We start from the raw sequence: 25,791 nt of genomic DNA, 5'->3' as shown, positions 1-25,791 counted from the left end.
GGCCCGGTCCGCGGCGGGTGCCGGGTGAGGCGGGCGGTCGTACCGTGGGGGGTGCGGGGGCGAACGGAGGAGGCAGACCATGCCCGGTTCTCTCACCATCGGCCACCACGAGGCGGCCGCGTCGCTGGACCACACGGACGCCGTGCGGCTCGCGACCGTTCTGGACGAACTCGCGTACCTGCTGGAGATCCCGGGGCCGAACCGGATCAACGACGCCCAGGTCGCCGCCCTGTGCGAGGGCGCGCCCGCCGACCGGGCCGAACTCGCGCGCTGGTCGCGCTCGGTCGCCGCGGAGCTGCAGGGGCGGCGCCCCTGACCGCGGCCGTTCCGGGGCGTCCGCCCGGTCCGCCGTACGATGGCGCGCGGGCCGGGTGGCCGGTGCGCGTCCGGACGGGCCCGGGCGGCACCACCGGCGCGGCGGACAGCAGGGGGGAAGACGTGGCGGGGAGTACGACGGCGCCGTTGTCCTGGTTGACGGTGGAGACGCCGCTGCCGAGCGGGCCGCTGCACATCGCGGTCACCGCGCAGGGCGTGGCGGCGGTCGGCTATCTCGGGCGGGAGGGCGAACTGCCCCGCTGCACCGACGGGGCGAAGATCGCCGCGGTCACCGACCGGGTCGGCGAGTACCTGGCGGGCCGGCGGCGGGAGCTGGAGCTGCCGATCGACTGGAGCCTGAGCACCGGCCCGCACCGGGAGGTGCTGCGGACCCTGTTCCGCGAGGTGCCGTACGGGCGGACCATCACCTACGGCGAACTCGCCGCCCGCAGCGGGGTGTTCGCCGGGGTCGAGGAGCCCGGCCTGGCGGCCAGGACGGTCGGGCAGATGATGGCCGCCAACCCCGTCGCGCTGCTGGTGCCCTGCCACCGGGTGGTGGCGGCGGACGGGATCGGCGGCTTCGGCGGCGGCCGGGTCGGGATCGACGTGAAGCGCTGGCTGCTGACCCTGGAAGGGGTGCTGGAGCCGACGCTGGACTGGAACGGGCCGCTGTAGCCGGTCGGGTGACGGTGAGTCAGTGCACCAGCGCGCCCGTCGGCCGGCCGGCCGGGGCGAACGGCGGCAGCCGGTGCGGCAGTACCGGCTGGATGCCGGACACCAGGGTGTACTCGATCCCCGTCGGGTCCCCGGCCCAGTCGGTGTCCGGGCGTTCGCCGAGTGCCAACTGCACCGCGTTCCAAGGGAGGTTGAGCCCGCACAGGCGCAGCTGGTGCAGTCCGCCGGAGGGGCGGGTGTTGACGTCGATGACCACCGGCTCCCCGTGCAGGTGGCGGAACTGCACATTGGAGAGGTAGGCCATGCCGGTGGCCTCGACCAGGCGGCGGGCCGGTTCGAGGTACCGCGGCTCGGTGGTGAAGCTGCGGCGGCGCCGGTGCTTGCTGCGGCCGACGGCGGCCAGCAGGGTGCCGTCCAGGTCGGCGAGGCAGTCCACGGACACCTCGGGGCCGTCGAGGTAGGGCATGACCAGCAGGTCGGCGGGGGTGCCGGGAGTCTCGCGGGCCGCCAGGTCGAGCGCGGCGGCCACCTGGTCGACCTGGACGCGGCTGTCCCAGCCGGCCAGCCGGTGCAGTGCGAAGGGTTCGCGGGTGAGCATCCGGAAGCCCTCCCCGCCGGCGCCGGAGGCGGGCTTGAGACAGGCGGTGAGGCCGGCCGCCTCGATCAGGTCGACGGCGCCGACCAGTTCCTCGGCGGTGCGCACCAGCCACCAGGGCGGGGTGGGCAGTCCGGCGGCGGCGATCGCCGCGTAGCCGTCGGCCTTGCTCCCGAAGGCGGCGATCGCGGTGGGCGGCGGGCAGGCGAGGGCGGTGCCGACGGCCTCGAACTCGTGGCGGTGCAGGGATATCGCGAGCTGGTGCAGCCGGGGCACGAACACGTCGACGCGGTGGCGGGCGCAGTGGTCGAGGGCGTAGGCGACGTAGGCGTCGGGGGTGAGGTCGGCGGGTTCCAGGCCGGCGGTGTCGGCGGCGGCGAGGACGGGGGAGTCGGGGTCGACGTGGGTCGCGTGGACCCGGACGGCGCGGGGGGCGGCGTGCAGCTGTTCGATGAAGAACACGTTCTCGGCGTACGTGCGGTTGAGCCAGACGGTGACGGGGGCGCTCAAGGGGGCTCCCAGGGCAGGGGTGAACGAGGAGGAAGGGCTGTGGTTCGGCCGCATTCGTCCTGGCTCCGTGGCCCTTTGAGGTGGCACCCTAGCGGCCGGTCGAACGGGCCCGAACGCGGGGTGGGTCCGTCGTGGGTCCGCCGGGCGACGGCCGAGGGGGCGAACCGGACCGTCCTGTTCCGGAACGCATTGGATCACTTGATCGATTCAATATCGATCAGACATTCTATTCGTACTATTTTTTCGGTTATTCCGACCACTCGAAAGAGTGATTGCGGCAGCCCTCCGAATGGGCCCACCATGATTGTTGCAAGTTGCAAGGCGACACTTCATCGGGTACGGGTACGCGAAGGGCTCCCTATGTCGACCGAAACCAACGTCGGTATTCCTGCACCGGGCGGTGAAGCGCAGACCCGGGACCAGCAGAGTCTCGCGACCGCGGCCGCGCGCAACCTGGCGACGACGACCAAGTCCGCGCCGCAGATGCAGGAGATCAGCCCCCGTTGGCTGCTCAGGACGCTCCCCTGGGTCCAGGTCTCGGGCGGCACCTACCGGGTCAACCGTCGGCTGCGCCACGCCGTCGGCCGCGGCCGGGTGAGCTTCGACCGGACGGGCAGCGAGGCCCGGATCCTGCCCCAGACCCTGCGCGAGGTGCCGGTCCTGCGGGGCTTCCCGGACGACTCCGTGCTGGAGGAGCTGGCCGGGCGCTTCGTCCAACGCGAGTTCTCCGCGGGTGAGGTCCTGGTCGCCGCCGGAGCGCCGATCGACGAGGTCTTCATCATCGCGTACGGGAAGCTCAACCGGTTGGGAACGGGCAAGTACGGCGAGGAGACGGTGGTCGGCACCCTGGCCGACGGCGACCACCTCGGCGACGAGGCGCTCCGGCAGGAGAACGGCGACTGGCCGTACACCGTCCGGGCGGCCACCGCCGGCACCGTACTGTCGCTGCGCTGGGCCGACTTCCAGGAGCTCGTCGACCGCTCCGACGCCCTCCAGCTGCAGATCATGGAGTACCTGGAAGGCTTCCAGCAGCCGCAGAACAAGCACGGCGAGGCCGCGATCGGCCTCTCCGCCGGCCACCACGGCGAGTACGAACTCCCCACCGCCTTCGTGGACTACGAGCTCAGGCCGCGCGAGTACGAGCTCAGCGTCGCCCAGACGGTGCTCAAGGTGCACTCCCGGGTCGCCGACCTCTACAACCAGCCGATGAACCAGACCGAGCACCAGCTCCGGCTGACCGTCGAGGCGCTGCGCGAGCGCCAGGAGCACGAGCTGATCAACAACCCGGAGTTCGGTCTGCTCCGGAACGCCGACCACGAGCAGCGGATCCAGACCCACTCCGGCCCGCCCACCCCGGACGACATGGACGAGCTGCTGAGCCGCCGCCGCGGCACCAAACTCTTCCTGGCCCACCCGAGGGCCATCGCCGCCATCGGCCGCGAGTGGAACCGGCGCGGCCTCTACCCGGACACCGTCGAGCTGCAGGGCCGCCGGGTCCTCGGCTGGCGCGGAGTGCCGCTCCTCCCGTGCAACAAGATCCCGATCACCGGTGGCGGCACCACATCGATCCTCGCGATGCGTACCGGCGAGGACAACCAGGGTGTCATCGGTCTGCACCAGACCGGAATTCCGGATGAAGTCGAGCCGAGCCTTTCGGTGCGATTCATGGGAATCGACGAGAAGGCCATCATTTCCTATCTGGTGAGCGCCTACTACTCGGCCGCGATTCTGGTGCCGGACGCCGTCGGCGTGCTGGAGAACGTCGACATCGCCCACCGCCAGGACTGACCGGGTCGGCCGGGACCGCGTCGTCCGTCCGGTCGGGGAACCACCCCCGGCCGGACGGCGCCCCTGACGGTCCCGGCCCGCCGCAGGGCCCGTCCGCCACCGGGCCGGCCCGTCGTACCACCAAGGGGGAGGACCCATGGGAATGTTCACGCTGGAGCGCGACCATCGTGAGGGGCACGAGGCACGGGACGTCCTCGCGCGCACCCGCACCCTGGTCGACCCGGTGCTGCGGGCGGCCGTCGACTCGCTGCCCGGCACCATGCGCCGGGTGGCCGGCTACCACTTCGGCTGGTGGGAGGCGGACGGCTCGCCGTCGGCCGCGCCCTCCGGGAAGGCCATCCGGCCCGCCCTGGTGCTCGCCGCCACCCAGGCCCTCGGCGGGGACCCGGCCAAGGCCACCGCCGCCGCGGCCGCCGTCGAGCTGGTGCACAACTTCACGCTGCTGCACGACGACATCATCGACCGGGACGAGACCAGGCGGCACCGCCCCACCGCCTGGCTGGTGTTCGGCACCACCGAGGCCATCCTGGCCGGCGACGCGATGCACTCGCTGGCCCTGCGCCTGCTGGCCGAGGACGGCCACGCGGTGTCGGGTGACGCCGTCCGCCGGCTGGCCGACTGCGTGGTGGAGCTGTGCGAGGGACAGCAGATCGACTGCGCCTTCGAGCAGCGCAGCGACGTCTCGCTGACCGAGTGCCTGGCGATGGCCGAGGCCAAGACCGGCGCCCTGCTCGGTACCGCCTGCGCGCTGGGCGCCCGGTACGCGGGCGGCTCCGAGGAGGCCGCGCAGGCGCTGGACGGCTTCGGCCGGGAGATCGGTCTGGCCTTCCAGCTGATCGACGACCTGATCGGCATCTGGGGGGACCCGGAGGTCACCGGCAAGCCGGTCGGCGCGGACCTCCTGGTCCGCAAGAAGTCGCTGCCGGTGGTCGCCGCGCTCCGCTCCGGGACGCCCGACGGGGACCGGCTGGCGGAGCTGTACGCCCTGGAACGGCAGTTGACCGCCGAGGAGTTGGCGAGCTGCGCGGCCGCCGTCGAGGGTGCGGGCGGGCGGGCCTGGGCCCAGAGCGAGTCCTGTGAGCGGATGGCGGCGGCGATGTCCCAGCTGGCCCTCGCGGTGCCCGAGCCCTCGGCGGCCGACGAGCTGCTCGCGCTCGCCGAGCTGGTCACCCGCCGGACCCACTGAGGCCGGGCGACGCCGCCGGGGGAGCGGGCACCCCGCTCTCCCCGGGGCCGGGACCGAGGCGGCGACACCGGACCGAGGCGGCGACACCGGGGCCGGGACCGAGGCGGCGACACCGGGGCCGGGACCGAGGCGGCGACACCGGGGCCGGGACCGAGGCGGCGACACCGGGGTCGGAACCGGTCCGCCGCCCGCCGCCGTCAGGCCGAAGCCTCCAGCAGCCGCTGTTCCTTCGCCGGCTCGATGCCGTGGATGATCCGGCCGCGCTTGCGCCCGTCCGACTCGGTGTCCTCGGCCGGTCCGCGCCGGCGCAGCCAGTCCCAGGTGTCCCGGGCGGTCTCGGCGAAGGGCCGGCAGCGCAGTCCGGCCGCCTCCGCCCGTCCGGAGTCGACCCGCCAGGTCCCCGCCGACTCGGCCCCCTCGGGCAGCCAGAGCGGCAGTTCGCTCCACGGCTGGACGCTGTCCGGCCCCTCCTTCAGCAACCGCTCGTCCGGGACCCAGACCAGCTCGACGTCCGCGCCGCCGGCCACCGCCGCGCACCCCGCCAGGAACTCCCCGTAGGTGAGCAGGTCGGGCGGCGCCGTGGTGAGGAAGCTCCCGGTGGTGCCCGCCGTCAGCAGGTCCAGTCCGAAGGCCGCGAAGTCCCGGACGTCGATCAGCTGCATCGGCCGGCCCGGCTCGCCCGGTGCCAGTACCCGGCCGCCCCGGGCCATCCGCTCCAGCCACCAGGGCAGTCGGCCGCCCCGCTCGTACGGGCCGATCAGCAGGCCGCTGTTGAGGATCAGCGCGCGGTCGGCGCCGAAGTACTCCAGGACGGCGCGCTCGCACCCCGCCTTGAGCGCGGCGCTGAACTCCTGCCCGGGCGGGGTGTCGGCGGGGCAGGGGTGCAGCGGTGAGGTCTCGTCGACGGCCCGGGCCGGCCAGTCGGCGAAGGCGTGGACGGAGGAGATCAGCGTGTAGTGGCCGACGCGGCCGTGCAGCAGCCTGGCTGTGGCCGCGGCCTGGGCGGGCTGCTGGGCCGAGGTGTCGACCACGGCGTCCCAGTGCCGGCCCTCGACCAGCCGCGCCAGGTCCTCGGCCGAGTCGCGGTCGCCGCGGACGGCCTCGACGTCGGACAGGTCGGCGGCCGTGCGGCCGCGGTTGAAGGTGGTGACGTGGTGGCCCCGGGCGAGGGCCTCGGAGGCGAACGCCCGTCCCAGGAAGGAGGAGCCGCCGAGCAGAAGGATCTTCATACCGGCAAGGCTGTCCCGGTCAGTCGCTCCGCATACCGCCGTTCGCCCTGGGCGGAGGCCCGCCCTCCGGACACCCCGCTCCCGCGGCCGTCCCTCCGTCCCCGTCCGTCCCCCTCCGCGCCCGTCCGCCTCCTGCCGCCGCCACCGGGATGCCGCCCCCCGGAGACCCGCATAGCATCCGATCTGTACCGATATCTACGTCATGCCCCCGAGGCCCGACGCAGGGGAGAGCGGCACCATGGTCAACCCGGCACTCGTGGACCCGGACACCATCCGCGCGACCGCCGCCCGGGCGTGGATCCGTGGCTGGCCGATCCTGCAGAACTACCGCACCCTCTACACCCAGGCGCTGGACGACGCGGACCCCCGCTACGTCGGCGGTTTCGGCGTCTTCCGGCACTACCCGAACCCCTTCACCCCGGCCAATACCGATGTCGTCACCCCCAACAACGACACCCCCTGCTCCTGGGCCTGGCTCGACCTGCGGACCGAGCCCTGGGTGCTCTCGGTGCCCGCGACGGACCGCTACTACGTCCTGCCGGTTCACGAGCTGGACACCGTCTACGCCGGGTTCGTCGGCTCCCGGAGCACCGACCGGGAGGCCGGCGACCACCTGGTGGCCGGCCCGGACTGGCACGGCGAGCCGCCGCCCGGCATCAGGAGCGTGATCCGCGCGGCGACCCGGCTGGTCGGCATCGTCGGCCGCACCCAGTCCGACGGGTCCTCCCCTGAAGCCGTCCGGGAGCTCGGCGCGATCCAGCAGGGCTACCGCCTCCGCCCGTTGCACGAGTACACCGGCGACCCGGAGCCCGAGCCGGCCCCGCAACCGGTCTGGCCGGTCTGGCGCGAAGAGGCGCTGGACACCGTCGAGTTCCTCTCCTACCTCGACTTCCTGCTCGGCTTCTTCCCGGTCCTGCCCGCCGAGGCCGAACTGCGCGGCCGGCTGACCGACCTCGGCGTCGACGGCCGGGGCGAGTTCGAACCGGCCGCGCTGCCCCTCGCGGTCCGGGCCGAGATCGAACGCGGTATCGCCGACGGCAAGGCCGAACTCGCCCGCGCCGCCGCGCGCACCGAGTCCTCGGTCGGGCTCTTCGGTACCCGCGACCGGATCGGCACCCGGTACCTGGACCAGGCCGTCGGCGCGCTCACCGGCCTGTACGGGCTGCCCGTCGAGGAGGCCTGGTACGGCGCCTGGCAGGCGGACAGCGAGGGGGAACGGCCGCCCGACGCGCGTCGGCACGACCACCTGCTGCGCTTCCCGGCGGACGGACTGCCGCCCGCCCGCTACTTCTGGTCCGTCACCATGTATGCGCTGCCCGGCCGCCAACTGGTCGACAACGCCCTGGACCGCTACGCGATCGGCGACCGCACCCCCGGCCTGGTCCGGGTCTCACCCTCCACCTGTGCCACGAACGGCCCGCCGACCCGGACGAGGCCGCCAACTGGCTGCCCGCGCCCGACGGCCCGTTCACCGCGGTGCTGCGCGTCTACGGCCCGGACGGGGCGGTGCTCGACGGCCGCTGGACGCCGCCCCCGCTCGTCCGGCGCTGACCCGCCGGCCACCACCGGTCCGAGCCAGGGCCCGGGAAGGACGCCCCCATGACCCAGCCCGAGCTGGAGGCCATGGCCGCCGACGCCTATGTCTACGGCTATCCGCTGGTCGCCGGCCTCACCATGCTCGACCGCTTCGTCGACGGCGGCCTGGGCGTCCTGCCGCCCGCCCCGTTCAACCGCTTCGCCCACGCCGCCCGCCGGGCGGGCCCCGAGGACGACTTCGGCTCCGCCAACGTCGACGTCCTCTACTCGGTCGCCCCGCTGGACCTCTCCGAGGGGCCGCAGCTGCTGCGGGTTCCCGAGGCCGGACCGGCCTACTACGTGCTGCAGTTCGTCGACGCGTGGACCGCCAACTTCGCCTACATCGGCAGCCGCGCCACCGGCACCGCCGCCCAGACCTGGCTGATCGTCCCGCCCGGGTGGCACGGCACCCCGACCGATCCGGACCGGGTGATCGTCGCGCCGACGACCGTCGCCGTCCTCGTCGGCCGGTTCGCCTGCGCCGGCCCGGACGACCTGCCCCGGGTGCGGGCGCTCCAGGCGGGGCTGGTCCTCGAACCGATGGAGCCGGGCGGCCTCGCCGCCGGACTGCCGGCGCCGGACCCCGAGGTGCCCGAGCGGCTGGCCTTCTTCGAACGGCTCCGGGTCTGGGCGGCCGCCTTCCCGCCGGCCGAGCCCGACCTGGACTACCAGCAGCGGTTCGCGCCGCTCGGCCTGCTCGACCCCGGGCCCTCCCCGTACCGCAGGGCCGTCCCGGACTGGACGCTCGCCCTGGCGAGCGGCCTCGCCGCCGGACGCGAACGGGTCGAGGACGCCACCCGGCCGCCCGAGGACCACCCGGCCGGCGAATGGCGGGCGGCGCTCCACCTGTTCGACCACAACGTCGACTTCCTCGGCCCGGGCACCCTGGACGGCCCCGAGTGGCGGATCGCGGACCGCCGCGCCGCCTACCTCAGCCGGGCCGCCGCCGCCCGGGCCGGCCTCTGGGGCAGCCACGCCTACGAGGCGCTGTCGGCGGCCACCACCGAGGACGCCGACGGCCGCCCGCTGGACGGCGCCCACCACTACGCCCTCCACTTCCCGCCGGACGGCCTGCCGCCCGTGGCGGCCTTCTGGTCCCTCACCGTGTACGGCCTGCCCGACCACCGCCTGGTGCCCGACCCGGGCGGCCGGTACGCGATCGGCGACCGCACCCCGGGCCTGGTCCGTGACCCGGACGGCGGTCTCACCCTCCACCTGTGCCACGGGTCTCACCCTCCACCTGTGCCACGAACGGCCCGCCGACCCGGACGAGGCCGCCAACTGGCTGCCCGCGCCCGACGGCCCGTTCACCGCGGTGCTGCGCCTCTACTGGCCGGGCCCGGCGGCCCTGGACGGCTCGTACCGCGTCCCGCCGCTGCGCCGGCGGTAGCGGGGGCCGACGGGCCGCCCGGGGCGGCTCAGTGCGGCGTGGGGCCCGTGGAGGCGGGCGGCCCGGAGGGAGCGGCGGTGGACGGGGACGGGGACGGGGTCGCCGACCCGGTCGGGCTCGGCGTGGACGTGGGGGCCGGCGTGGGCGTCGTGGTCGGCGTGGGCGTCGCGGTCGGGGTGGCGCCGCCGGTCGGGGTCGTCGTCGGGGCCGGGGTGGCCGTCGGCGAACCGGTGGGTGCCGGCGTGCCGGACGGGGTCGGCCCGCCGGTGGGGGTGGGACTCGGCGCGGCGGTCGTTTCGCCGGTGCCCGGCTCGGCCGGGGCCGAGGTGGACCCGCCGCGGTGCTGCGGTCCGCCTTCCAGGGTGACCACGGCCTGCGAGGGCGGCAGCGCGATCCGGGCGGTCCAGCGGGTCGCCGGGGCGAGGTCCTCGTCGACGCTGACGATCACCGTGATCCGCTGCCCGGGCGCGAGCGTCCCGGAGTCGCGGCTGAGCCGCAGCCAGGACGCGTCCACCACGGCGTGCCAGCGGATCTCGGTGCCGCCGGAGTTGGTGAGGGTGAGCACCGTCCGGTTGCCGTACTCGCCCGCCTCGACGGTCAGCAGACCGGACGGTACGGGCGCCCCGTTCGAGGGGGTGCCCGGGCCGGACGGCAGGACCGCCGCCCCGCCGACGGGGGCCGGTGCCGCGACCAGGGTGGGGCTGGCGAGCGGGGTCGCACCGTGGGCCGGGACCGGGATCAGCGGGCCCTGGATCCCGGGGAGCAACGTTTCTGCACTGAGCGGCCCCGCCCCAGCGAGCTCCATCCCGGCCACCGCGGGTCCGGCGCCCCGGCCCGTGGTCCCGCCGATTCCGCCGGTCCCTCCGGCCGCGCCGATCACGGCGCCGAGCACCGTGCCGTCCACCGGGACGGCCGAAGCCTCCGGGCCCCGGCCCGCCGTACCGTCCGCCGCGTCCCCGGGACGCCGCCCGCCCGCCGGGCGCCCGTCGCCCTCGACCCGGACCGAGGAGACCGCCGCGGCCGTCCCCGGCCCGCCGCCGCTCCGGTGTCCGGCCCACAGCGCGACGACCGGCGCGGCCAGGACGGCCGCCAGCACGCCGGTGGTCACCACCCGGCGCCGCACCGTGGGCCCGCGCCCGGAGTCCGGCGCGCGGTGGCGGGGGAACCCGCCCTGGTCGAAGCGGAGCCCCGGCTCGGTCACCGGGTGCGGCGTGCCCGCCCGCCGCCCGGTCGGCTCCCGGGCCGCCGACGGCAGGAACGCCGGGGTGTCCGCCGGGGTGCCGGACCCGCCGGCCGGGGAGCCCGCCGCACCCGGCCCCGGGCCGGACCCCGACCCCGCCGGCGCGGTGAGCACCGGCAGCCCGGACAGCCCCGGGCCCTGCGGCACCTCGCCCGCGACCCGCTCCGCCGTCCCCCGGCAGGTCGGGCAGTCCACCACGTGCTGCACCAGCTCGCGGCGGAGCGCCGGGCCGAGCACCCAGTCCCGCCAGCTCTCCGCCCCGGCGCCGCCGAGCCGGTCCAGTTCGGGGCAACTGCCCACGCCGAGCACCAGCAGGGCGGCCCTGGTCCGGTCGACCTCGGCCCGCGCGGAGGCGAGCAGCACCCGGACGGTGTCGAAGGGCTGCCCCAGGACGGCGGCCACCTCGATCGGGCTGAGCCGGTGGCGGACGGCCAGCTCCAGCGCCTCGCGCTGCTCGGGATCGGTGCCGGCCGCCTCGGGCCAGGCCAGTGAGGCCAGCTCGCGCCGCCGCCGGACCGCCTCCGCCCCGCTGTCGCCGCCCGCGCCCGCCGCGTCCCTGCCCGTCCCGGCCGCCCGGATCCCGCGCGCACTGACCGCCGCATCCGCCGTACCGGTGTCCGGACCGCCCTGCGGGCCGTCCGCCAGCCGCCGCAGGCAGCAGTACCGGGCCAGCGAGTAGAGCCAGGCCCGGAGCAGCCCGGGCTCGGCCAGCCGGGCGCCGTGCCGCACCGCCAGCTCGCGCACCTCCCGCAGGGCGGCCGCCGCGGCCTCGTGCTCGCACAGCACCGAGAGGCAGTAGGTGAAAAGGCCGTCGACCTGTCGCTCGTATGCCGCGAGGACGGCGTCGCGCGGCCCTTCCGTACTCGTCGTCACCCGTCCGACGGTAGAGACGGCGGCGGCCCGGCCCGGGCCATTCCGCCCGGTTGTACTTCTTTCGGGTAACAACATCGCTCATTCGTGGACCCGCTCCCCCTCCCGCCCCCGCGCGTCCCCGGCCCGGCCGCGCCCCGCGTTGTCGTACCCGGGCGCTACGGTGACCGCATGGCTGCCCGTACCAAGACCACCGCCAAGCCGCGCCCGGCGTACCGCTGCACCGAGTGCGGCAACCAGCTGCCCAAGTGGGTCGGCCGCTGCCCGGAGTGCAACGCCTGGGGCACGGTCGAGGAGTACGGCGCGGTGCCGATCCGGACGACGGCCGCCGGGCCGGTCAGCTCGCCCGCCCGTCCGATCGGCCAGGTGGACGGCCAAGTGGCGACGGCCCGCTCCACCGGCGTGCCCGAGCTGGACCGGGTGCTCGGCGGCGGCCTGGTCCCGGGCGCCGTGGTGCTGCTGGCCGGCGAGCCCGGTGTCGGCAAGTCCACCCTGCTGCTGGACGTCGCGGCCAAGGCCGCCAGTGACCGGCACCGCACGCTCTACGTCACCGGCGAGGAGTCGGCCGGCCAGGTGCGGCTGCGCGCCGACCGGATCAACGCGCTCTCCGACCATCTCTACCTGGCCGCCGAGTCCGACCTCGGCGCCGTCCTCGGCCACATCGAGGCGGTCGGCCCCGGCCTGCTGATCCTGGACTCGGTGCAGACCATCGCCTCCGCCGAGCTGGACGGCGCGCCCGGCGGCCCGGCCCAGGTCCGCGAGGTGGCCGGCGCGCTGATCCGGGCGTCCAAGGACCGGGGCATGGCCACCCTGCTGGTCGGCCATGTCACCAAGGACGGCCAGATCGCGGGCCCCCGTCTGCTGGAGCACCTGGTGGACGTCGTCCTGAGCTTCGAGGGCGACCGCCACGCCCGGCTGCGGATCATCCGCGGGATCAAGAACCGGTACGGCGCGACCGACGAGGTCGGCTGCTTCGAGCTGCACGACGAGGGCATCGAGGGCCTGGCCGATCCGTCCGGCCTCTTCCTGACCAGGCGTGACAAGCCGGTGCCCGGGACGTGCCTGACCGTGACGCTGGAGGGGAAGCGCCCCCTGGTCGCCGAGGTGCAGGCACTGATGGTGGATTCGCAGATCCCCTCGCCCCGCCGGACCACCTCCGGCCTGGAGTCGCCCCGGATCGCGATGATCCTCGCCGTGGTCGAGCGCCACGGCGGCGTGAAGCTCGGCAAGCAGGACATCTACACCGCCACCGTCGGCGGCGTGAAGCTCTCCGAGCCCTCGGCGGACCTCGCGATCGCCCTCGCGGTGGCCAGCTCCTCCTCGGACACCCCGCTGCCCAGCAACCTGGTCGCGATCGGCGAGGTCGGCCTGGCCGGTGAGGTGCGGCGGGTGACGGGTGTGCAGCGGCGGCTGGCCGAGGCGCACCGGCTGGGCTTCACCCACGCGCTCGTCCCGCCGGACCCGGGCAAGGTCCCGCCGGGCATGAAGGTGGTCGAGGTGGCGGACATCGGCGAGGCGCTGCGCGCGCTCCCGGGCCGCCGTCGGGCCGCCGCGAAGCCGAAGGGTGAGGCCCCGTCGGCGCCGCCGGCCCCCCGGGCGCACCGGCCGGCGGCCTACCCGGAGGAGCTCATGGAGGGGTGGGAGCCGCTCGACTCCGACGAACTGCACTGACCCAAGCCCTGTCGTTGCCGCACGCAGTTAGACTTTCCCCTGTCTCATTGGTGATAAGGCAGTACTAAGCGACAGAGCAACAGACCGCAGGCCGGCGCCCCCCGCACGAGGCGCCCGGTACGGGGTCGACCGGAGGAGTCACGTGGCAGCCAGCGACCGGGCGGACAAGTCCTCCCGCGAGGAGGCCCTGCTGCGGGCCTCCCTCACCGCCATCGCCCCCGGCACCGCACTGCGTGACGGTCTGGAGCGGGTGCTCCGGGCCAACACCGGCGGTCTGATCGTGCTCGGATTCGACAGGACCGTCGAGCCGATCTGTACCGGCGGCTTCGTGCTCGACGTCGAGTTCACCGCGACCCGGCTGCGCGAGCTGTGCAAGCTCGACGGCGCCGTGGTGCTGGACAAGGACATCACCAAGATCGTCCGGGCCGGCGTCCACCTGATGCCGGACTCCACCATCCCGACCGACGAGACCGGCACCCGGCACCGCACCGCCGAGCGGGTCAACCGGCAGACCGGCTTCCCGGTGGTGGCGGTCTCGCACTCGATGCGGCTGATCGCCATGTACGTCAACGGCACCCGCCGGGTGCTGGAGGACTCCACCACCGTGCTGTCCCGCGCGAACCAGGCGCTGGCCACCCTGGAGCGCTACAAGCTGCGCCTGGACGAGGTGGCGGGCACGCTCTCCGCACTGGAGATCGAGGACCTGGTGACGGTCCGGGACGTCACCGCCGTCGCGCAGCGGCTGGAGATGGTCCGGCTGATCGCCACCGAGATCGCCGGCTACGTGCTGGAGCTCGGCATCGACGGCCGGCTGCTCTCGCTCCAGCTGGACGAGCTGATCGCGGGTGTGGAGCCGGAGCGCGAGCTGGTCGCCCGGGACTACTTCCCGGAGCGCGCCGCCAAGAAGGGCCGGACCGTCACCGAGGTCCTGGCCGACCTGGAGGCGCTGACCCACGCCGAGCTGCTCGACCTCACGACGGTGGCCAAGGCGCTCGGTTACTCGGGCACGCCGGAGTCGCTGGACTCGGCGGTCTCGCCGCGCGGCTACCGGCTGCTGGCCAAGATCCCGCGGCTGCCCAACACGGTGATAGAGCGCCTGGTGGAGCACTTCGGCGGACTGCAGAAGCTGCTGGCCGCCAGCATCGACGATCTGCAGACGGTCGAGGGCGTCGGCGAGACCCGGGCCCGCTCGGTCCGCGAGGGCCTGTCCCGCCTTGCCGAATCGTCCATCCTGGAGCGCTACGTCTGATCGGACGCGGCGCCACCCGGTGCCCGCACCCGGACACGCAGAAGGCCCGGACCGTGTGAACGGTCCGGGCCTCCTTCATGGTCCGAGGGACCCGCCTCAGTTCTCCAGGCGGATCGGGGAGCGGGCCGAGGCCTGGCCGCCGGAGAGGCCGGTGAGGTCGGCGACCACCAGGTAGTTGCCGGCCGGCGCGGGTGCCGGGTCGGCGGTCGCGCACTGCGGCTTGCTGCGGACCCGGTCCCAGCCGAAGGTCTCGGTCAGCCCGCCGTTGGCGGGGAGCTGGACCCAGGAGCTGTTCCGGTCGGCCGGGCAGTCGCCGGAGGACCAGATGCGCTCGCCGTTGCTGGCGGTGACGGTGATCGCGGAGGCGGTCCGGCCCAGGTCCACCCGGCAGTTGGTGGCGGAGGAGTTGTTGATGGTCAGCGCCAGCTTGGGCTTGTCCTTGGGCTGGTAGGAGTTCTGGGCGCTGGCCAGATTGAGCGTCACCTGGGAGGAGGCGCAGACCGGCAGGGCCATGATCTCGGCGGTGTTCACCGGCGGCTGGCCGCCCGCGCTGCCCGCGCCGCCGCCCGTACCGGCCGGAGTGCCGCCGCCCGAGGTGCTTCCGCCCGCGACCGCGCCACCACCCGTGCTGCCCGCGCCGCCGGTGCCGCCGCCCGCCGCCCCGCCGGTGGCGGGTGCCGGGGCGGTGCCGCCACCGGTCGTGCCACCGGTGCTCAGGCTGACGTCGCCGCCGCCGGTGCCGCCCACCGCGCCGCCGGAGGCGCTGCCGCCGCCACTGCCGCTGCCGGGCCGGGAGTTGTTGGCCGGTCCGCTCGGTGAGGCGCCCGGCGTGATCGCCTGGGCGGGCGTCTGGTTCTGGGTCGGTACGGCCTGTGCGGCCTTGTCCTTCGCCCCGTCGCCACCCCCGCCCTGATCGGTCATCAGCCAGATGACGAGGGCGGCGACCGCGACGGCGGCGACGATCACGACGACACGCCGACGCCAGTAGATCGAGGCCGGCAGCGGTCCTACGGGTTGACGGAGAGAGGGCACGCCCAAACTCTACGAGACAGTGTGTGCCCCTTGACGCACCAACACCGCACAGTCACCCCTTCCTTCACATGATCCGCCATTTGCGCCGTTCGGGCGAGGCTGAATGGGGTGTTTTGCACGCCGAAGCGGAACTTCATGATCCGCTTCGGCGGCCGGTCCGGGCGTGGGAGGATCGAAGGGCCATGGCTGCCAACACCGTCACCCCCGTTCTCCCCGCACCCGCCGGCCCCGCCGCACCGCCGGGCCCCGCCGCGCCCGCCGACGCGCTGCCGAAGCTCGGGCTGCCGCTGCCGGTCCTGCACGCGACAGTCCTCGACTGGTACGCGGCCAACGCCAGGGAACTGCCCTGGCGGACGCCGGACGCCTCGCCCTGGGCCGTGATGGTCAGCGAGTTCATGCTCCAGCAGACCCCGGTGAAGCGCGTCCTGCCGGTCTGGGAGACCTGGATGGAGCGCTGGCCCACCCCGGCCGACCTGGCCGCCGAGGCGCCCGGCGAGGCCGTCCGGATGTGGGGGCGGCTGGGCTACCCGCGCCGGGCGCTGCGCCTGCACGGGGCCGCGGTGGCGATCACCGAGAAGCACGGCGGCGAGGTTCCGGAGGACCACGCGACCCTGCTCTCGCTGCCCGGGGTCGGTGAGTACACCGCGGCGGCGGTGGCCTCCTTCGCCTTCGGCCAGCGGCACGTGGTGCTGGACACCAATGTCCGCCGGGTGTTCGCCCGCGCCGTGACCGGTGCCGAGTACCCGGCGCAGGCCACCACGGCGGCCGAGCGGCGGACCGCGACCGCGTTGCTGCCCGCCGCCGACCGCACGGCCGCCACCTGGGCGGTCGCCGTGATGGAGCTGGGCGCGCTGGTCTGCACGGCCCGGGGCCCGGAGTGCGGGGACTGCCCGCTGTTCACCTCCTGCGCCTGGCAGCGGGCCGGCCGCCCGCCCTACGATGGCCCGGCCCGGCGCGGCCAGACCTACGAGGGCACCGACCGCCAGGTGCGCGGCAAGCTGCTCGCGGTGCTCCGCGAGGCGCACGACGAGGTGCCGCAGGCCCGGCTCGACGCGGTCTGGCCGGACGCCGTGCAGCGCGCCCGCGCCCTGGACGGGCTGGTCGCCGACGGGCTGGTCGAGCCGGTCGAGCAGGGCGTCTACCGGCTGCCGCGGTAGCGCTCCCGACCCCGGGTACGACACGAGGGCCCCCGCCCGCCGGTTCGGCGAGCGGGGGCCCGGTGCGTTCCGGTGTCGGACCGGGTCAGATCGCGACGGCCTCGGTGTTGCCGACCGGGGCGTCCTTGCCGGCTTCGCCGTCCTTGGCGTCGGCGGGCGGCCCGCCGGCCCCGCGCAGCGGTACCTCCCGCATGAAGACCGCGGCGGCGACCGAGATCACGGCGGCGGCCGCACCCCAGAGGAAGACGGTGTGCATGCCGTTGGCCACCGCGTGGTGGTAGGCGTCCTGGACCGGCGCGGGCAGCGCCTTGAGCGCGTTCGGGCTCAGCTGGGCCGGGTCGCCGCCCTGCGCGGAACCCGCCCCGGCGGCCGAACCGAGCCGCTCGTTCATGGTCTCGGTGACCCGGTTGTTGAACAGCGCGCCGAACAGCGCCACGCCGAAGGAGCCGCCGATGGTGCGGAACAGGGTGGCGGTGGAGCTGGCCACACCCATGTCCTTGAGCTCGACGCTGTTCTGCGCGACCAGCATGGTGATCTGCATCAGGAAGCCCATGCCGGCACCGAGCACCACCATCCAGCAGGCGGAGACGAAGCCCGAGGTGTCGGTGGAGAGGGTCGACAGCAGCAGCATGCCGGCGGTCATCACGACGGTGCCGATGATCGGGTAGATCCGGTACTTGCCGGTCTTGGTCACCGCCTGGCCGACCACCAGGGAGATGACCAGCATTCCGAACATCATCGGCATCAGCAGCAGGCCGGAGTTGGTCGCCGAGGCGCCCTGCACGGTCTGCTGGTAGAGCGGCAGGAAGACGGTCGAGCCGAACATCACGAAGCCGACCACGAAGCCGATGATCGAGACCAGGGTGAAGTTCAGGTTCTTGAACAGCGACAGCGGCAGCATCGGCTCCTCGACCCGCTGCTCGACGTAGCAGAAGCCGATCAGGGTGGCCGCGGCCAGCGCGCTCAGGCCGAGGATCTGCTTCGAGCCCCAGGCGTACTCCTGGCCGCCCCAGGTGGTGATCAGGGTGAGCGAGGTGATGCCGGTGGTGAGCAGCAGCGCGCCGAGGTAGTCGATCCTGGCCTTGCTGCGGACCTTCGGCAGCTTCAGGGTGACCACGACGACGGCGAGCGCGACGGCGCCGAGCGGCAGGTTGATGTAGAAGGTCCAGCGCCAGTTCAGGTGGTCGGTGATGAAGCCGCCGACCAGCGGGCCGCCGATGGTGGCGAGTGCCATCACCGCGGCGAACATGCCCTGGTACTTGCCGCGGTCGCGCGGCGGGACCAGTGCGCCCATGATCGACATCACGCCGACCATCAGACCGCCGGCGCCCAGGCCCTGGAGGGCGCGGAAGCCGATGAGCTCCGTCATGTCCTGGGAGAGGCCGGAGAGCGCCGAGCCCGCCAGGAAGATCACGATCGAGGTGAGGAAGGTGCCCTTGCGCCCGTAGAGGTCGCCGAGCTTGCCCCAGATCGGGGTGGAGGCGGCGGTGGCCAGGGTGTAGGAGGTGACCACCCACGAGAGGTGCTCGGCGCCGCCGAGCTCGCCGACGATGGTCGGCATCGCGGTGCCGACGATCAGGCCGTCGAGCATGGCGAGCAGCATGGTGACCACCAGGCCGATCATGACCAGGCGGATCTCGCGGGCCGAACGGGGCTGCTCGTCCTCGGCCGGTTGCTTCTCGGGGGCCGCGTTGTCGGCCTTGGGGTGTGACATGGGTGGGACTCCCGGGCAGGGGGCGGGCGACCGGTGGGGCCTGCGGGAGCCCCCTTACTTGTCGCCCGGCTAGTTTGTGGACCGTGGGCACGGTAGGTTGTTCACTAGCCGGTCGTCAAGCCAGTTTTTCGGTGGACTCCCGGGGAAGGAAGAATGGGCGCACCAGTGGTCGCCGGCCGGGGCGCCCGCCGCTCATGCCGCGGCGGCCACGGGTCGCCGGGGACCGAACCACGACGCAGTCAGAGGCAGGCGATGGGCACGACGCAGAGCCCCCGTAGCGACACCCGGGCGCGCATCGTCGCGATCGCCCTGGAGCTCTTCTCCGAGCAGGGCTACGAGCGCACCTCGCTGCGGGAGATCGCGGACCGGCTGGGCGTCACCAAGGCCGCGCTCTACTACCACTTCAAGACGAAGGAAGACATCGTCCACGGCATCGTGGCGACCACCGCCGCGCCGATCGACGAGCTGATCACCTGGGGCCGCGAGCAGACCTGGACCCCCGAGGTGCGGGACGAGCTGATCCGCCGGTTCGCGGCCGGGATGTCCGAGCGGGCGCCGCTGCTGCGCTTCTTCCAGGAGAACCAGCCCGCGCTGCGCGACCTGCCGGCCGGTCAGGAGTTCCGGGACCGCATGATCGCCCTGGTCCGGCTGGTTCACGGCCCCGGGGCGAGCTTCGAGGACCGGCTGCGGGCGATGATGTCCCTGTTCACCATCAACTCGGCGCTCTTCCTGCTGCACCAGGACCGGCGGCCCGAGGTCGACCGCTACATCGGGGAGATCCCGGTCGCCGAGGCCACCCGCGAGGAGGCGGTCGAGGCGGCCCAGCACGTGGCGCTGGAGATCTGCCGGCTGATCGTCCGGCCCGCGCCGACGGACTGAGCCGCCCGAGGCGCGCCCCCCCGAGCCGCCCGTGAGCCCGAGCCCCCCCGCTGCCCGGGATCAGAAGTCGGTGACCCCGCGCGCGGCGAGGTAGGCGATCGGGTTGATCACCGCGCCGTACTGGTTGGCGGAGCGGATCTCGAAGTGCAGGTGCGGCCCGGTCGAGTTGCCGGTGTTGCCCGAGCGGCCGATCTGCTGCCCGGCCGCGACCTTCTGGCCCGGCGACACCGCGAGCGCCGACATGTGCGCGTACTGGGCGAAGCGGCCGTCGGCCAGCCGCAGCACGACCTCCTTGCCGTACGCGCCGTCCCAGCCGGCCGACACCACGGTGGCGTTGCCGACCGCGAGCAGCGCGGTGCCGGGGGAGACCGCGAAGTCCACACCGGTGTGGTACCCGGCCGCGTACTCGGGGTTGCGCACGCCGTAGGGGTTGCTGGTGGGCGCCCCCGGGATCGGCGCGGACCACTGCCGGGCCGGGGCCGGGGCCGGGGCCGGGGCGGGGGCGGGCGCAGGGGCGGCGGGCGCGGGGGCCTGCTCCGGCGCGGCGGGCTCCGGCTCGGCGGCGGGCTGCTGCCCCTCGGCCGGCGCCTGGTCGGCGGACGGCGCTGGTGCCTGGTCGGCCGACGGCGCCGGGGCCTCCGCCTGCGCGGTCAGCAGATTGGCGGCGATCGCCACCGAGTCCTGGGCCGAGGACTGCTCCGAGGGCAGGGTGTACGGGCTGGGGCCGGCGACCTGGACCAGCGCCGGGGCCGCGGCCGCCCCGTGCGGCGCGGTGAACACCGAGCTGCCGGGGGTGGTCGGGGCGATGGTCTGCGCCGAGGCGCTGACCGCGGCGGTGAGCACCAGTGCGCCGGTCAGGACGGCCGCCCCGGCCGCGGCGGCGGTGGTGGAGCGGTTCCGGTCGGTCTGCCGAAGGAAGGCGTCGGCGAGCCGGCACAAGGCCGGCCCCAGAGGCGGGACAGGAGACATCGGAACCTCACGAACACGTACGGGGGCAGCACGCTGAGCCCGTTCGGGCGTGCTGAGTGGGGGACCACTCAGGTGTAACCGTCACCGAGCGGAGCCCCAAACCGTGTGACGTACTACGGCGTGTAGTCATCATCGAGCCGGATATTCAAACCGACGGAGTAACGATCATGTGATCGGATGCTCCGTTCAGGGGATGAGGGCCGGCCCCGCACGCCCCGCCGTTCTACTACTCCCGCTCGTACCGCCCCCGGAGGCTGTGAGGAGCACCACCCGCCCGGCGTGTTTGGACCGTCCGGGTACAAAGAATCCGGCCCGCCCCCGCGGGTGCGGGAGCGGGCCGGATCGGCTCAGCGGTGCCTGGTCATGGACCGGGCGTCAGAGCTCGGTTCGATCAGTTGTCGACCGGGCGGACGCGGATCCAGGTCTCCAGGTAGTTCGAGGACTCGTTCTCGACCTCGATGCTGGTGCCCGTCTTCGGGACGATGACGCTGCTGTACTTGTTCTCGTTGGTCCAGTAGGACTTCAGGTCGGAGAACTCGTCGACGCCCTTGGACTTCGGGATGACCGTCTCGACGCCCGCCTTGTGCAGGGTCAGACCGTCGGTGCGGCGCGAGCCGAAGGTGGAGTCGTAGCCGTTGATGCGCGGGCGCATCAGCGAGCCGTCCTTCCACTTCAGCGGGGCCGGGTGCGAGTCGACCGGCAGGATCAGGCCCTGACCCGGGTGGTTGGTGACGTTGTTGTCGGTCTGCGACTCGTCCCAGTACCAGATCAGCAGACCGGCCTGGTACGGGTAGTGCTCCACCCAGCCCGGCTTGTCGGCGAAGCCGAAGTTGTACGGGCCGACCTTGAGGGTGCGGTCGTACGAGACGTACTGGCGGTTCTCCGCGATGTAGTACTGGTTGTAGTCGTTGGTGAACGAGCCGGTGGTCCGCGAGAAGCCCTTGGCGGTCCAGCCGTTGTCACCGTTCTCGGCACCGTCGGTGAAGACGTTGGCGCCGTCCGCGGTCACCGCGATGTCGTCCAGGGCCAGGCCCTTGAGGTGCAGACCGCCGTCGGTGGTGTAGCGGAAGCGGACCTTGACGGCCTTGCCGGCGTAGGCGTCCAGCGGGAAGGCGAGGTCGCCCCACTTGTCGCCCGAGTTGCCGGTCAGCGAGGCCTTGCCGGAGGGGTCCTTCGGCAGCGCGACGCCGTTGTAGGTGCCGTCGAGGGCGGTCCAGTTGGCGCCACCGTCGGTGGAGACCTCGGCGTAGCCGTAGTCGAAGTCCTGCTCGATGTCGTACCAGGCCTTGGCCGACAGCGCGGCCTTGGCCTTGCCGGTCAGGTCGACGTCGCGGGTCAGCGAGACGTTCAGGTCGTCCGCGCTGCCGCTCCACCACTCGTTGGCGCCCGCGAAGGGCTTGTTGATGGTGGTGGTGACGGCCTTCTTCGGCAGGTCGACGACGAGCGCCTGCGGGAGCGCGCTGTTGTACTCGGCCGGGCCGATGTGGTGGGTCGACTCGGTGCCGGCCTTGGCCTTGTCGAACTTCAGCCAGCCGAGCTTGAGCTTGCTCCAGGCGTCGAGGTCGTTCGGCATGTCGCCGATCGAGTTCTTGCCCTCGCCGAGCCAGGAGCCGGACGACATCAGCGACCAGAAGCCGACCGAGTTGTCGATGCCGCTGCCGGAGGTGTCGTAGAGGTCCGGCAGACCGAGGTCGTGACCGTACTCGTGGGCGAAGACACCGAGGCCGCCGTTCTCGGGCTGCATGGTGTAGTCGCCGACCCAGACGCCGGTGCCGCCGACGGGGGTGCCGCCGAGCTTGTTGGTGGCCGGACCGGTGGTGCCGGCGCCGGTGCCGTAGGCGTACGAGCGGTGGGCCCACAGGGCGTCAGTGCCCTGCTTGCCGCCGCCCGCCGACTGGTCCTCACCGGCGTGCACGATCTGGAAGTGGTCGATGTAACCGTCCGGCTCGTTGAAGTTGCCGTTGTGGTTGTAGTCGTACCGGTCCCACAGGTCGTACTGCGCGATGGCGGCCTTGATCTGCTCGTCCGTCTGGCCCTTGGCCTTCTGGTCGGCGACCCAGGTGTTGATCGCGTCGCGGATCAGGTCCTGCGCGTTGGCGCAGACGTGCTGGCCGCAGTAGTCCGAGCCGTAACGGGCCTCGTTGTACTTGACCTTCACCCAGTCGGTGACCTGGCCGTCGACCGAGTAGCGGCCCGAGGACTGCTTCTCGTAGTAGGTCTTCAGCGAGTCGCCGGCCTTGTTGAAGTACAGGTCCTGGTAGTGCTGCTGGTTGTAGTCAGCCTGCCAGAGGGTGGAGTTGTTGGTCGCAGCGTCCGGCTTCTCGATCTGGTTGCGCTGCGGGCCGGGCTGGCCGCCGTACTTGATCTTGCCGTCCGGCGTCTTGGTGGTGCTGTCCACCTCGTCGCCGAACTCCACCAGGATGGTGAAGATCTTGTCCGTGCGCTCACGGGCCAGCTCGACGTACTTGTCCTTGCCCAGCTTGATGCTGGAGCTGCCGCCGTGCTGCTCGATCTTGGCGGTGCCGGCGAGCAGCTGCTCGGTGGCGGCCTTCTGCTCGGCCTCGACCTTCTCGGTCAGCGGGCCGGGAATGTTGTGCTCAGTGCTGGTCTGAACGGCGTCGGCCGGGTCCTGCAGGACGGGGGCGGCGCCGGCGGCGACCGCCGTGCTCGGGAGCAGTCCCGCGCCGAGCGCGGCTATGACCGCCGCGACTGAGGCGGCCGAAGCGGCTTTCCTGGTCATCTTCAACGTTGTGACGTCCTCCCCAAACCGTCCGGCTCTTGGCCTTCCGGTAAACCAATGAAAGACAGGTGGACGACATTTGATCCAAGCGTGGACGGAAAAGATAGACCTTGACCGTGACATGGCCACAGCGCTATCCTCCGCGACTCCGTATCAGCTGACGTGCTGTCAACAACATTGTCATTAAAGATGACCGCAGCTTCGATCGCACCCGCACCGGCCCCCGTTCAGGCCAGCGACCTGCCGGTTCGTGGTTCGGATCACAGTTTCGACGGGGGTACGGAAAACGGTTTGGGCCCCCGGCGCGAACGCCGGGGGCCCAAACCGTTGCTGTTGTCTGTTAAATGTTGCTACTTCGTCAGGTCAGGACCCGGCGAGGCGACGGCGGCCGGAGTGTCCGCGACCGCGGACTTCTCCTCGCCGCGGAAGGTGAACTTCGCTTCCTTGCCCTCGCCCTCGACACCGACGACCACGATGTGGCCGGCCCGCAGCTCGCCGAAGAGGATCTTCTCGGAGAGGTGGTCCTCGATCTCGCGCTGGATGGTCCGACGCAGCGGCCGGGCGCCCAGGATCGGGTCGTAGCCGCGCTTGGCCAGCAGCTGCTTGGCCTCCACGCTGAGCTCCAGGCCCATGTCCTTGTCCTTGAGCCGCTCGTCCACCTTGTCGATCATGAGGTCGACGATCTGGATGATGTCTTCCTCGGACAGCTGGTGGAAGACCACGATGTCGTCGACGCGGTTCAGGAACTCGGGCCGGAAGTGCTGCTTGAGCTCCTCGCTGACCTTCGCCTTCATCCGGTCGTACCCGGTCTGGGTGTCGCCCTGGGCCGCGAAGCCCAGGTTGAAGCCCTTGGAGATGTCCCGGGTGCCGAGGTTGGTCGTCATGATGATGACGGTGTTCTTGAAGTCGACCACGCGGCCCTGGGAGTCGGTCAGGCGACCGTCCTCCAGGATCTGCAGCAGCGAGTTGAAGATGTCCGGGTGGGCCTTCTCCACCTCGTCGAAGAGGACGACGGAGAACGGCTTGCGGCGCACCTTCTCGGTGAGCTGGCCGCCCTCCTCGTAGCCGACGTAGCCGGGGGGCGAGCCGAAAAGCCGGGAGACGGTGTGCTTCTCCGAGAACTCCGACATGTCCAGCGCGATCAGCGCGTCCTCGTCGCCGAAGAGGAACTCGGCGAGCGTCTTGGACAGCTCGGTCTTACCGACGCCGGACGGGCCGGCGAAGATGAACGAGCCGCCGGGGCGCTTCGGGTCCTTGAGGCCCGCACGGGTGCGCCGGATGGCCTGGGAGAGCGCCTTGATGGCGTCCTTCTGGCCGATGACGCGCTTGTGCAGCTCGTCCTCCATGCGCAGCAGCCGGGAGGTCTCCTCCTCGGTCAGCTTGAAGACCGGGATGCCGGTGGCGGTGGCCAGGACCTCGGCGATGAGCTCCTCGTCGACCTCCGCGACGACATCCATGTCGCCGGCCTTCCACTCCTTCTCGCGCTTGGCCTTGGCCTGCAGGAGCTGCTTCTCGTCGTCGCGCAGGGACGCGGCCTTCTCGAAGTCCTGCGCGTCGATCGCGCTCTCCTTCTCGCGGCGCACATCGGCGATCTTCTCGTCGAACTCGCGCAGGTCCGGCGGCGCGGTCATCCGGCGGATGCGCATCCGGGAGCCGGCCTCGTCGATCAGGTCGATCGCCTTGTCCGGCAGGAAGCGGTCCGAGATGTACCGGTCGGCCAGGGTGGCGGCGGCGACCAGGGCGGCGTCCGTGATCGAGACCCGGTGGTGGGCCTCGTAGCGGTCGCGCAGGCCCTTGAGGATCTCGATGGTGTGCGGCAGCGAGGGCTCGGCGACCTGGATCGGCTGGAAGCGGCGCTCCAGCGCGGCGTCCTTCTCCAGGTGCTTGCGGTACTCGTCGAGCGTGGTGGCACCGATGGTCTGGAGCTCACCGCGGGCCAGCATCGGCTTGAGGATCGAGGCGGCGTCGATGGCACCCTCGGCGGCGCCCGCGCCGACCAGGGTGTGCAGCTCGTCGATGAACAGGATGATGTCGCCGCGGGTGCGGATCTCCTTGAGGACCTTCTTCAGGCGCTCCTCGAAGTCACCGCGGTAGCGGGAGCCGGCCACCAGGGCGCCCAGGTCCAGCGTGTAGAGCTGCTTGTCCTTGAGCGTCTCCGGGACCTCGCCCTTGACGATCGCCTGGGCCAGGCCCTCGACCACGGCGGTCTTGCCGACGCCGGGCTCACCGATCAGGACCGGGTTGTTCTTGGTGCGGCGGGACAGCACCTGCATGACCCGCTCGATCTCCTTCTCGCGCCCGATCACCGGGTCGAGCTTGGCCTCGCGGGCGGCCTGGGTGAGGTTGCGGCCGAACTGGTCCAGGACCAGCGAGGTCGACGGGGTGCCCTCGGCCGGACCGCCGGCCGTGGCCGACTCCTTGCCGCCGGGGGTCTGGTAACCGGAGAGCAGCTGGATGACCTGCTGACGGACCCGGTTCAGGTCGGCGCCCAGCTTCACCAGGACCTGGGCCGCGACGCCCTCGCCCTCGCGGATCAGGCCGAGCAGGATGTGCTCGGTGCCGATGTAGTTGTGGCCGAGCTGCAGGGCCTCCCGGAGCGACAGCTCCAGGACCTTCTTGGCCCGCGGGGTGAAGGGAATGTGACCGGACGGGGCCTGCTGGCCCTGGCCGATGATCTCCTCGACCTGCTGGCGAACGGCCTCAAGAGAAATCCCGAGGCTCTCCAGGGCCTTAGCGGCGACACCCTCACCCTCGTGGATCAGACCCAGGAGGATGTGCTCGGTGCCGATGTAGTTGTGGTTGAGCATCCGGGCTTCTTCCTGAGCCAGGACGACAACCCGCCGCGCGCGGTCGGTGAACCTCTCGAACATCGTTTATCGCTCCTCAGAGCGGTCGGGCAGTTCGGGGTCCGTCCCCGCCCTGTCCTTCCGCATGCTAGTCCCGCTCAGCGGCGCGGCCCACGGATTCGCTCCCCTCGCGGGGAGCGACATGCTGCGCGACCAGCCGA

General features: G+C 72.8%; 18 protein-coding genes and 2 pseudogenes. 12 read left to right on the top strand and 8 right to left on the bottom strand.

Features of this window, described 5'->3' with window-relative positions; all coding sequences use genetic code 11:
* Positions 1 to 79 precede the first annotated feature (79 nt).
* Positions 80 to 316, top strand: coding sequence for a hypothetical protein (locus ADK60_RS03995; protein ID WP_053643279.1), 237 nt, complete (start codon positions 80 to 82; stop codon positions 314 to 316).
* Between the two features lie 146 nt (positions 317 to 462).
* Positions 463 to 990 (top strand): methylated-DNA--[protein]-cysteine S-methyltransferase, encoded by a 528-nt coding sequence (locus ADK60_RS03990; protein ID WP_053643277.1) that lies wholly within the window; start codon positions 463 to 465, stop codon positions 988 to 990.
* A 19-nt stretch (positions 991 to 1,009) separates the two neighbouring features.
* Here ADK60_RS03990 and ADK60_RS03985 read toward each other — a convergent pair whose 3' ends face one another.
* Entirely contained in the window at positions 1,010 to 2,095 is a 1,086-nt protein-coding gene (locus ADK60_RS03985) for an ATP-grasp domain-containing protein (RefSeq protein WP_063783034.1), read from the bottom strand.
* Between the two features lie 360 nt (positions 2,096 to 2,455).
* Here ADK60_RS03985 and ADK60_RS03980 point away from each other — a divergent pair, with 360 nt between their 5' ends.
* Positions 2,456 to 3,883: a family 2B encapsulin nanocompartment shell protein gene (locus ADK60_RS03980; RefSeq protein ID WP_053643275.1), complete on the top strand. Its 1,428-nt coding sequence runs from the start codon at positions 2,456 to 2,458 to the stop codon at positions 3,881 to 3,883.
* 136 nt (positions 3,884 to 4,019) lie between these two features.
* Positions 4,020 to 5,069 carry a family 2 encapsulin nanocompartment cargo protein polyprenyl transferase gene (locus tag ADK60_RS03975; protein ID WP_053643273.1) on the top strand — a complete coding sequence of 350 codons (1,050 nt, stop codon included), beginning with the start codon at positions 4,020 to 4,022 and terminating at the stop codon, positions 5,067 to 5,069.
* Between the two features lie 197 nt (positions 5,070 to 5,266).
* Here the strand turns inward: ADK60_RS03975 and ADK60_RS03970 are convergent, their stop codons facing one another.
* Entirely contained in the window at positions 5,267 to 6,298 is a 1,032-nt protein-coding gene (locus ADK60_RS03970) for an NAD-dependent epimerase/dehydratase family protein (RefSeq protein WP_053643271.1), read from the bottom strand.
* A 202-nt stretch (positions 6,299 to 6,500) separates the two neighbouring features.
* Here ADK60_RS03970 and ADK60_RS03965 point away from each other — a divergent pair.
* From ADK60_RS03965 to ADK60_RS46130, 4 genes and pseudogenes are all read left to right on the top strand, one after another.
* Positions 6,501 to 7,622, top strand: a pseudogene (locus ADK60_RS03965) (DUF1254 domain-containing protein); the annotation flags it as partial.
* Positions 7,589 to 7,849, top strand: a complete 261-nt coding sequence (locus ADK60_RS48300; protein WP_502687393.1) for a DUF1214 domain-containing protein — start codon at positions 7,589 to 7,591, stop codon at positions 7,847 to 7,849. The pseudogene ADK60_RS03965 and the gene ADK60_RS48300, both read left to right, overlap by 34 nt.
* A 48-nt stretch (positions 7,850 to 7,897) precedes the next feature.
* Positions 7,898 to 9,040 (top strand): annotated as a pseudogene (locus ADK60_RS03960) (DUF1254 domain-containing protein); the annotation flags it as partial.
* A 19-nt stretch (positions 9,041 to 9,059) separates the two neighbouring features.
* Positions 9,060 to 9,263, top strand: coding sequence for a DUF1214 domain-containing protein (locus ADK60_RS46130; protein WP_234370932.1), 204 nt, complete (start codon positions 9,060 to 9,062; stop codon positions 9,261 to 9,263).
* A gap of 28 nt (positions 9,264 to 9,291) precedes the next feature.
* On the opposite strand, the gene ADK60_RS47985 is transcribed toward ADK60_RS46130, so the two are convergent.
* The gene (locus tag ADK60_RS47985; RefSeq protein ID WP_353651724.1) at positions 9,292 to 10,068 is read right to left on the bottom strand and encodes a BACON domain-containing protein; all 777 of its coding nucleotides are present in this window, start codon (positions 10,066 to 10,068) and stop codon (positions 9,292 to 9,294) included.
* 1,476 nt (positions 10,069 to 11,544) lie between these two features.
* Here ADK60_RS47985 and radA point away from each other — a divergent pair.
* Together radA and disA are read left to right on the top strand one after the other, a co-directional pair.
* Positions 11,545 to 13,044 (top strand): DNA repair protein RadA, encoded by a 1,500-nt coding sequence (gene radA, locus ADK60_RS03950; protein ID WP_053643267.1) that lies wholly within the window; start codon positions 11,545 to 11,547, stop codon positions 13,042 to 13,044.
* 190 nt (positions 13,045 to 13,234) lie between these two features.
* On the top strand, positions 13,235 to 14,293 hold the full coding sequence (gene disA, locus ADK60_RS03945) for a DNA integrity scanning diadenylate cyclase DisA (protein WP_045937986.1): 1,059 nt from the start codon (positions 13,235 to 13,237) through the stop codon (positions 14,291 to 14,293).
* Positions 14,294 to 14,389: 96 nt separating this feature from the next.
* Here disA and ADK60_RS44475 read toward each other — a convergent pair whose 3' ends face one another.
* Positions 14,390 to 15,325, bottom strand: coding sequence for a hypothetical protein (locus tag ADK60_RS44475; RefSeq protein WP_063783033.1), 936 nt, complete (start codon positions 15,323 to 15,325; stop codon positions 14,390 to 14,392).
* Between the two features lie 182 nt (positions 15,326 to 15,507).
* Between ADK60_RS44475 and ADK60_RS03935 the strand changes: the two genes are divergently transcribed.
* Complete coding sequence (locus ADK60_RS03935; protein ID WP_053643263.1) at positions 15,508 to 16,482, top strand: HhH-GPD family protein; 975 nt, start codon at positions 15,508 to 15,510, stop codon at positions 16,480 to 16,482.
* An 85-nt stretch (positions 16,483 to 16,567) separates the two neighbouring features.
* Here the strand turns inward: ADK60_RS03935 and ADK60_RS03930 are convergent, their stop codons facing one another.
* Complete coding sequence (locus ADK60_RS03930) at positions 16,568 to 18,196, bottom strand: MDR family MFS transporter (protein WP_053643261.1); 1,629 nt, start codon at positions 18,194 to 18,196, stop codon at positions 16,568 to 16,570.
* A gap of 252 nt (positions 18,197 to 18,448) precedes the next feature.
* Here ADK60_RS03930 and ADK60_RS03925 point away from each other — a divergent pair, with 252 nt between their 5' ends.
* Positions 18,449 to 19,075, top strand: a complete 627-nt coding sequence (locus ADK60_RS03925) for a TetR/AcrR family transcriptional regulator (RefSeq protein WP_052708781.1) — start codon at positions 18,449 to 18,451, stop codon at positions 19,073 to 19,075.
* A gap of 60 nt (positions 19,076 to 19,135) precedes the next feature.
* On the opposite strand, the gene ADK60_RS45580 is transcribed toward ADK60_RS03925, so the two are convergent.
* From ADK60_RS45580 to ADK60_RS03910, 3 genes are all read right to left on the bottom strand, one after another.
* Complete coding sequence (locus tag ADK60_RS45580) at positions 19,136 to 20,014, bottom strand: M23 family metallopeptidase (RefSeq protein WP_053643259.1); 879 nt, start codon at positions 20,012 to 20,014, stop codon at positions 19,136 to 19,138.
* Positions 20,015 to 20,435: 421 nt separating this feature from the next.
* The gene (locus ADK60_RS03915) at positions 20,436 to 22,784 is read right to left on the bottom strand and encodes an immune inhibitor A domain-containing protein (protein ID WP_053643257.1); all 2,349 of its coding nucleotides are present in this window, start codon (positions 22,782 to 22,784) and stop codon (positions 20,436 to 20,438) included.
* A gap of 350 nt (positions 22,785 to 23,134) precedes the next feature.
* Entirely contained in the window at positions 23,135 to 25,654 is a 2,520-nt protein-coding gene (locus tag ADK60_RS03910; protein ID WP_030393754.1) for an ATP-dependent Clp protease ATP-binding subunit, read from the bottom strand.
* Positions 25,655 to 25,791 lie beyond the last annotated feature (137 nt).

Source organism: Streptomyces sp. XY431 (genome assembly GCF_001279805.1).
Classification (GTDB): Bacteria; Actinomycetota; Actinomycetes; order Streptomycetales; family Streptomycetaceae; genus Kitasatospora; species Kitasatospora purpeofusca.
This window is presented reverse-complemented; position numbering and strand designations above follow the sequence as displayed.

Bases quoted from the DNA above. Each gene is read 5' to 3' on its own strand.
- ADK60_RS03930 (WP_053643261.1), bottom strand. From the start codon at position 18,196: ATGTCACACCCCAAGGCCGACAACGCGGCCCCCGAGAAGCAACCGGCC.
- ADK60_RS03975 (WP_053643273.1), top strand. From the start codon at position 4,020: ATGGGAATGTTCACGCTGGAGCGCGACCATCGTGAGGGGCACGAGGCA.
- ADK60_RS03935 (WP_053643263.1), top strand. From the start codon at position 15,508: ATGGCTGCCAACACCGTCACCCCCGTTCTCCCCGCACCCGCCGGCCCC.
- ADK60_RS03925 (WP_052708781.1), top strand. From the start codon at position 18,449: ATGGGCACGACGCAGAGCCCCCGTAGCGACACCCGGGCGCGCATCGTC.
- ADK60_RS03910 (WP_030393754.1), bottom strand. From the start codon at position 25,654: ATGTTCGAGAGGTTCACCGACCGCGCGCGGCGGGTTGTCGTCCTGGCT.
- radA (WP_053643267.1), top strand. From the start codon at position 11,545: ATGGCTGCCCGTACCAAGACCACCGCCAAGCCGCGCCCGGCGTACCGC.
- ADK60_RS03970 (WP_053643271.1), bottom strand. From the start codon at position 6,298: ATGAAGATCCTTCTGCTCGGCGGCTCCTCCTTCCTGGGACGGGCGTTC.
- ADK60_RS47985 (WP_353651724.1), bottom strand. From the start codon at position 10,068: ATGGAGCTCGCTGGGGCGGGGCCGCTCAGTGCAGAAACGTTGCTCCCC.
- ADK60_RS03995 (WP_053643279.1), top strand. From the start codon at position 80: ATGCCCGGTTCTCTCACCATCGGCCACCACGAGGCGGCCGCGTCGCTG.
- ADK60_RS03915 (WP_053643257.1), bottom strand. From the start codon at position 22,784: ATGACCAGGAAAGCCGCTTCGGCCGCCTCAGTCGCGGCGGTCATAGCC.
- ADK60_RS03980 (WP_053643275.1), top strand. From the start codon at position 2,456: ATGTCGACCGAAACCAACGTCGGTATTCCTGCACCGGGCGGTGAAGCG.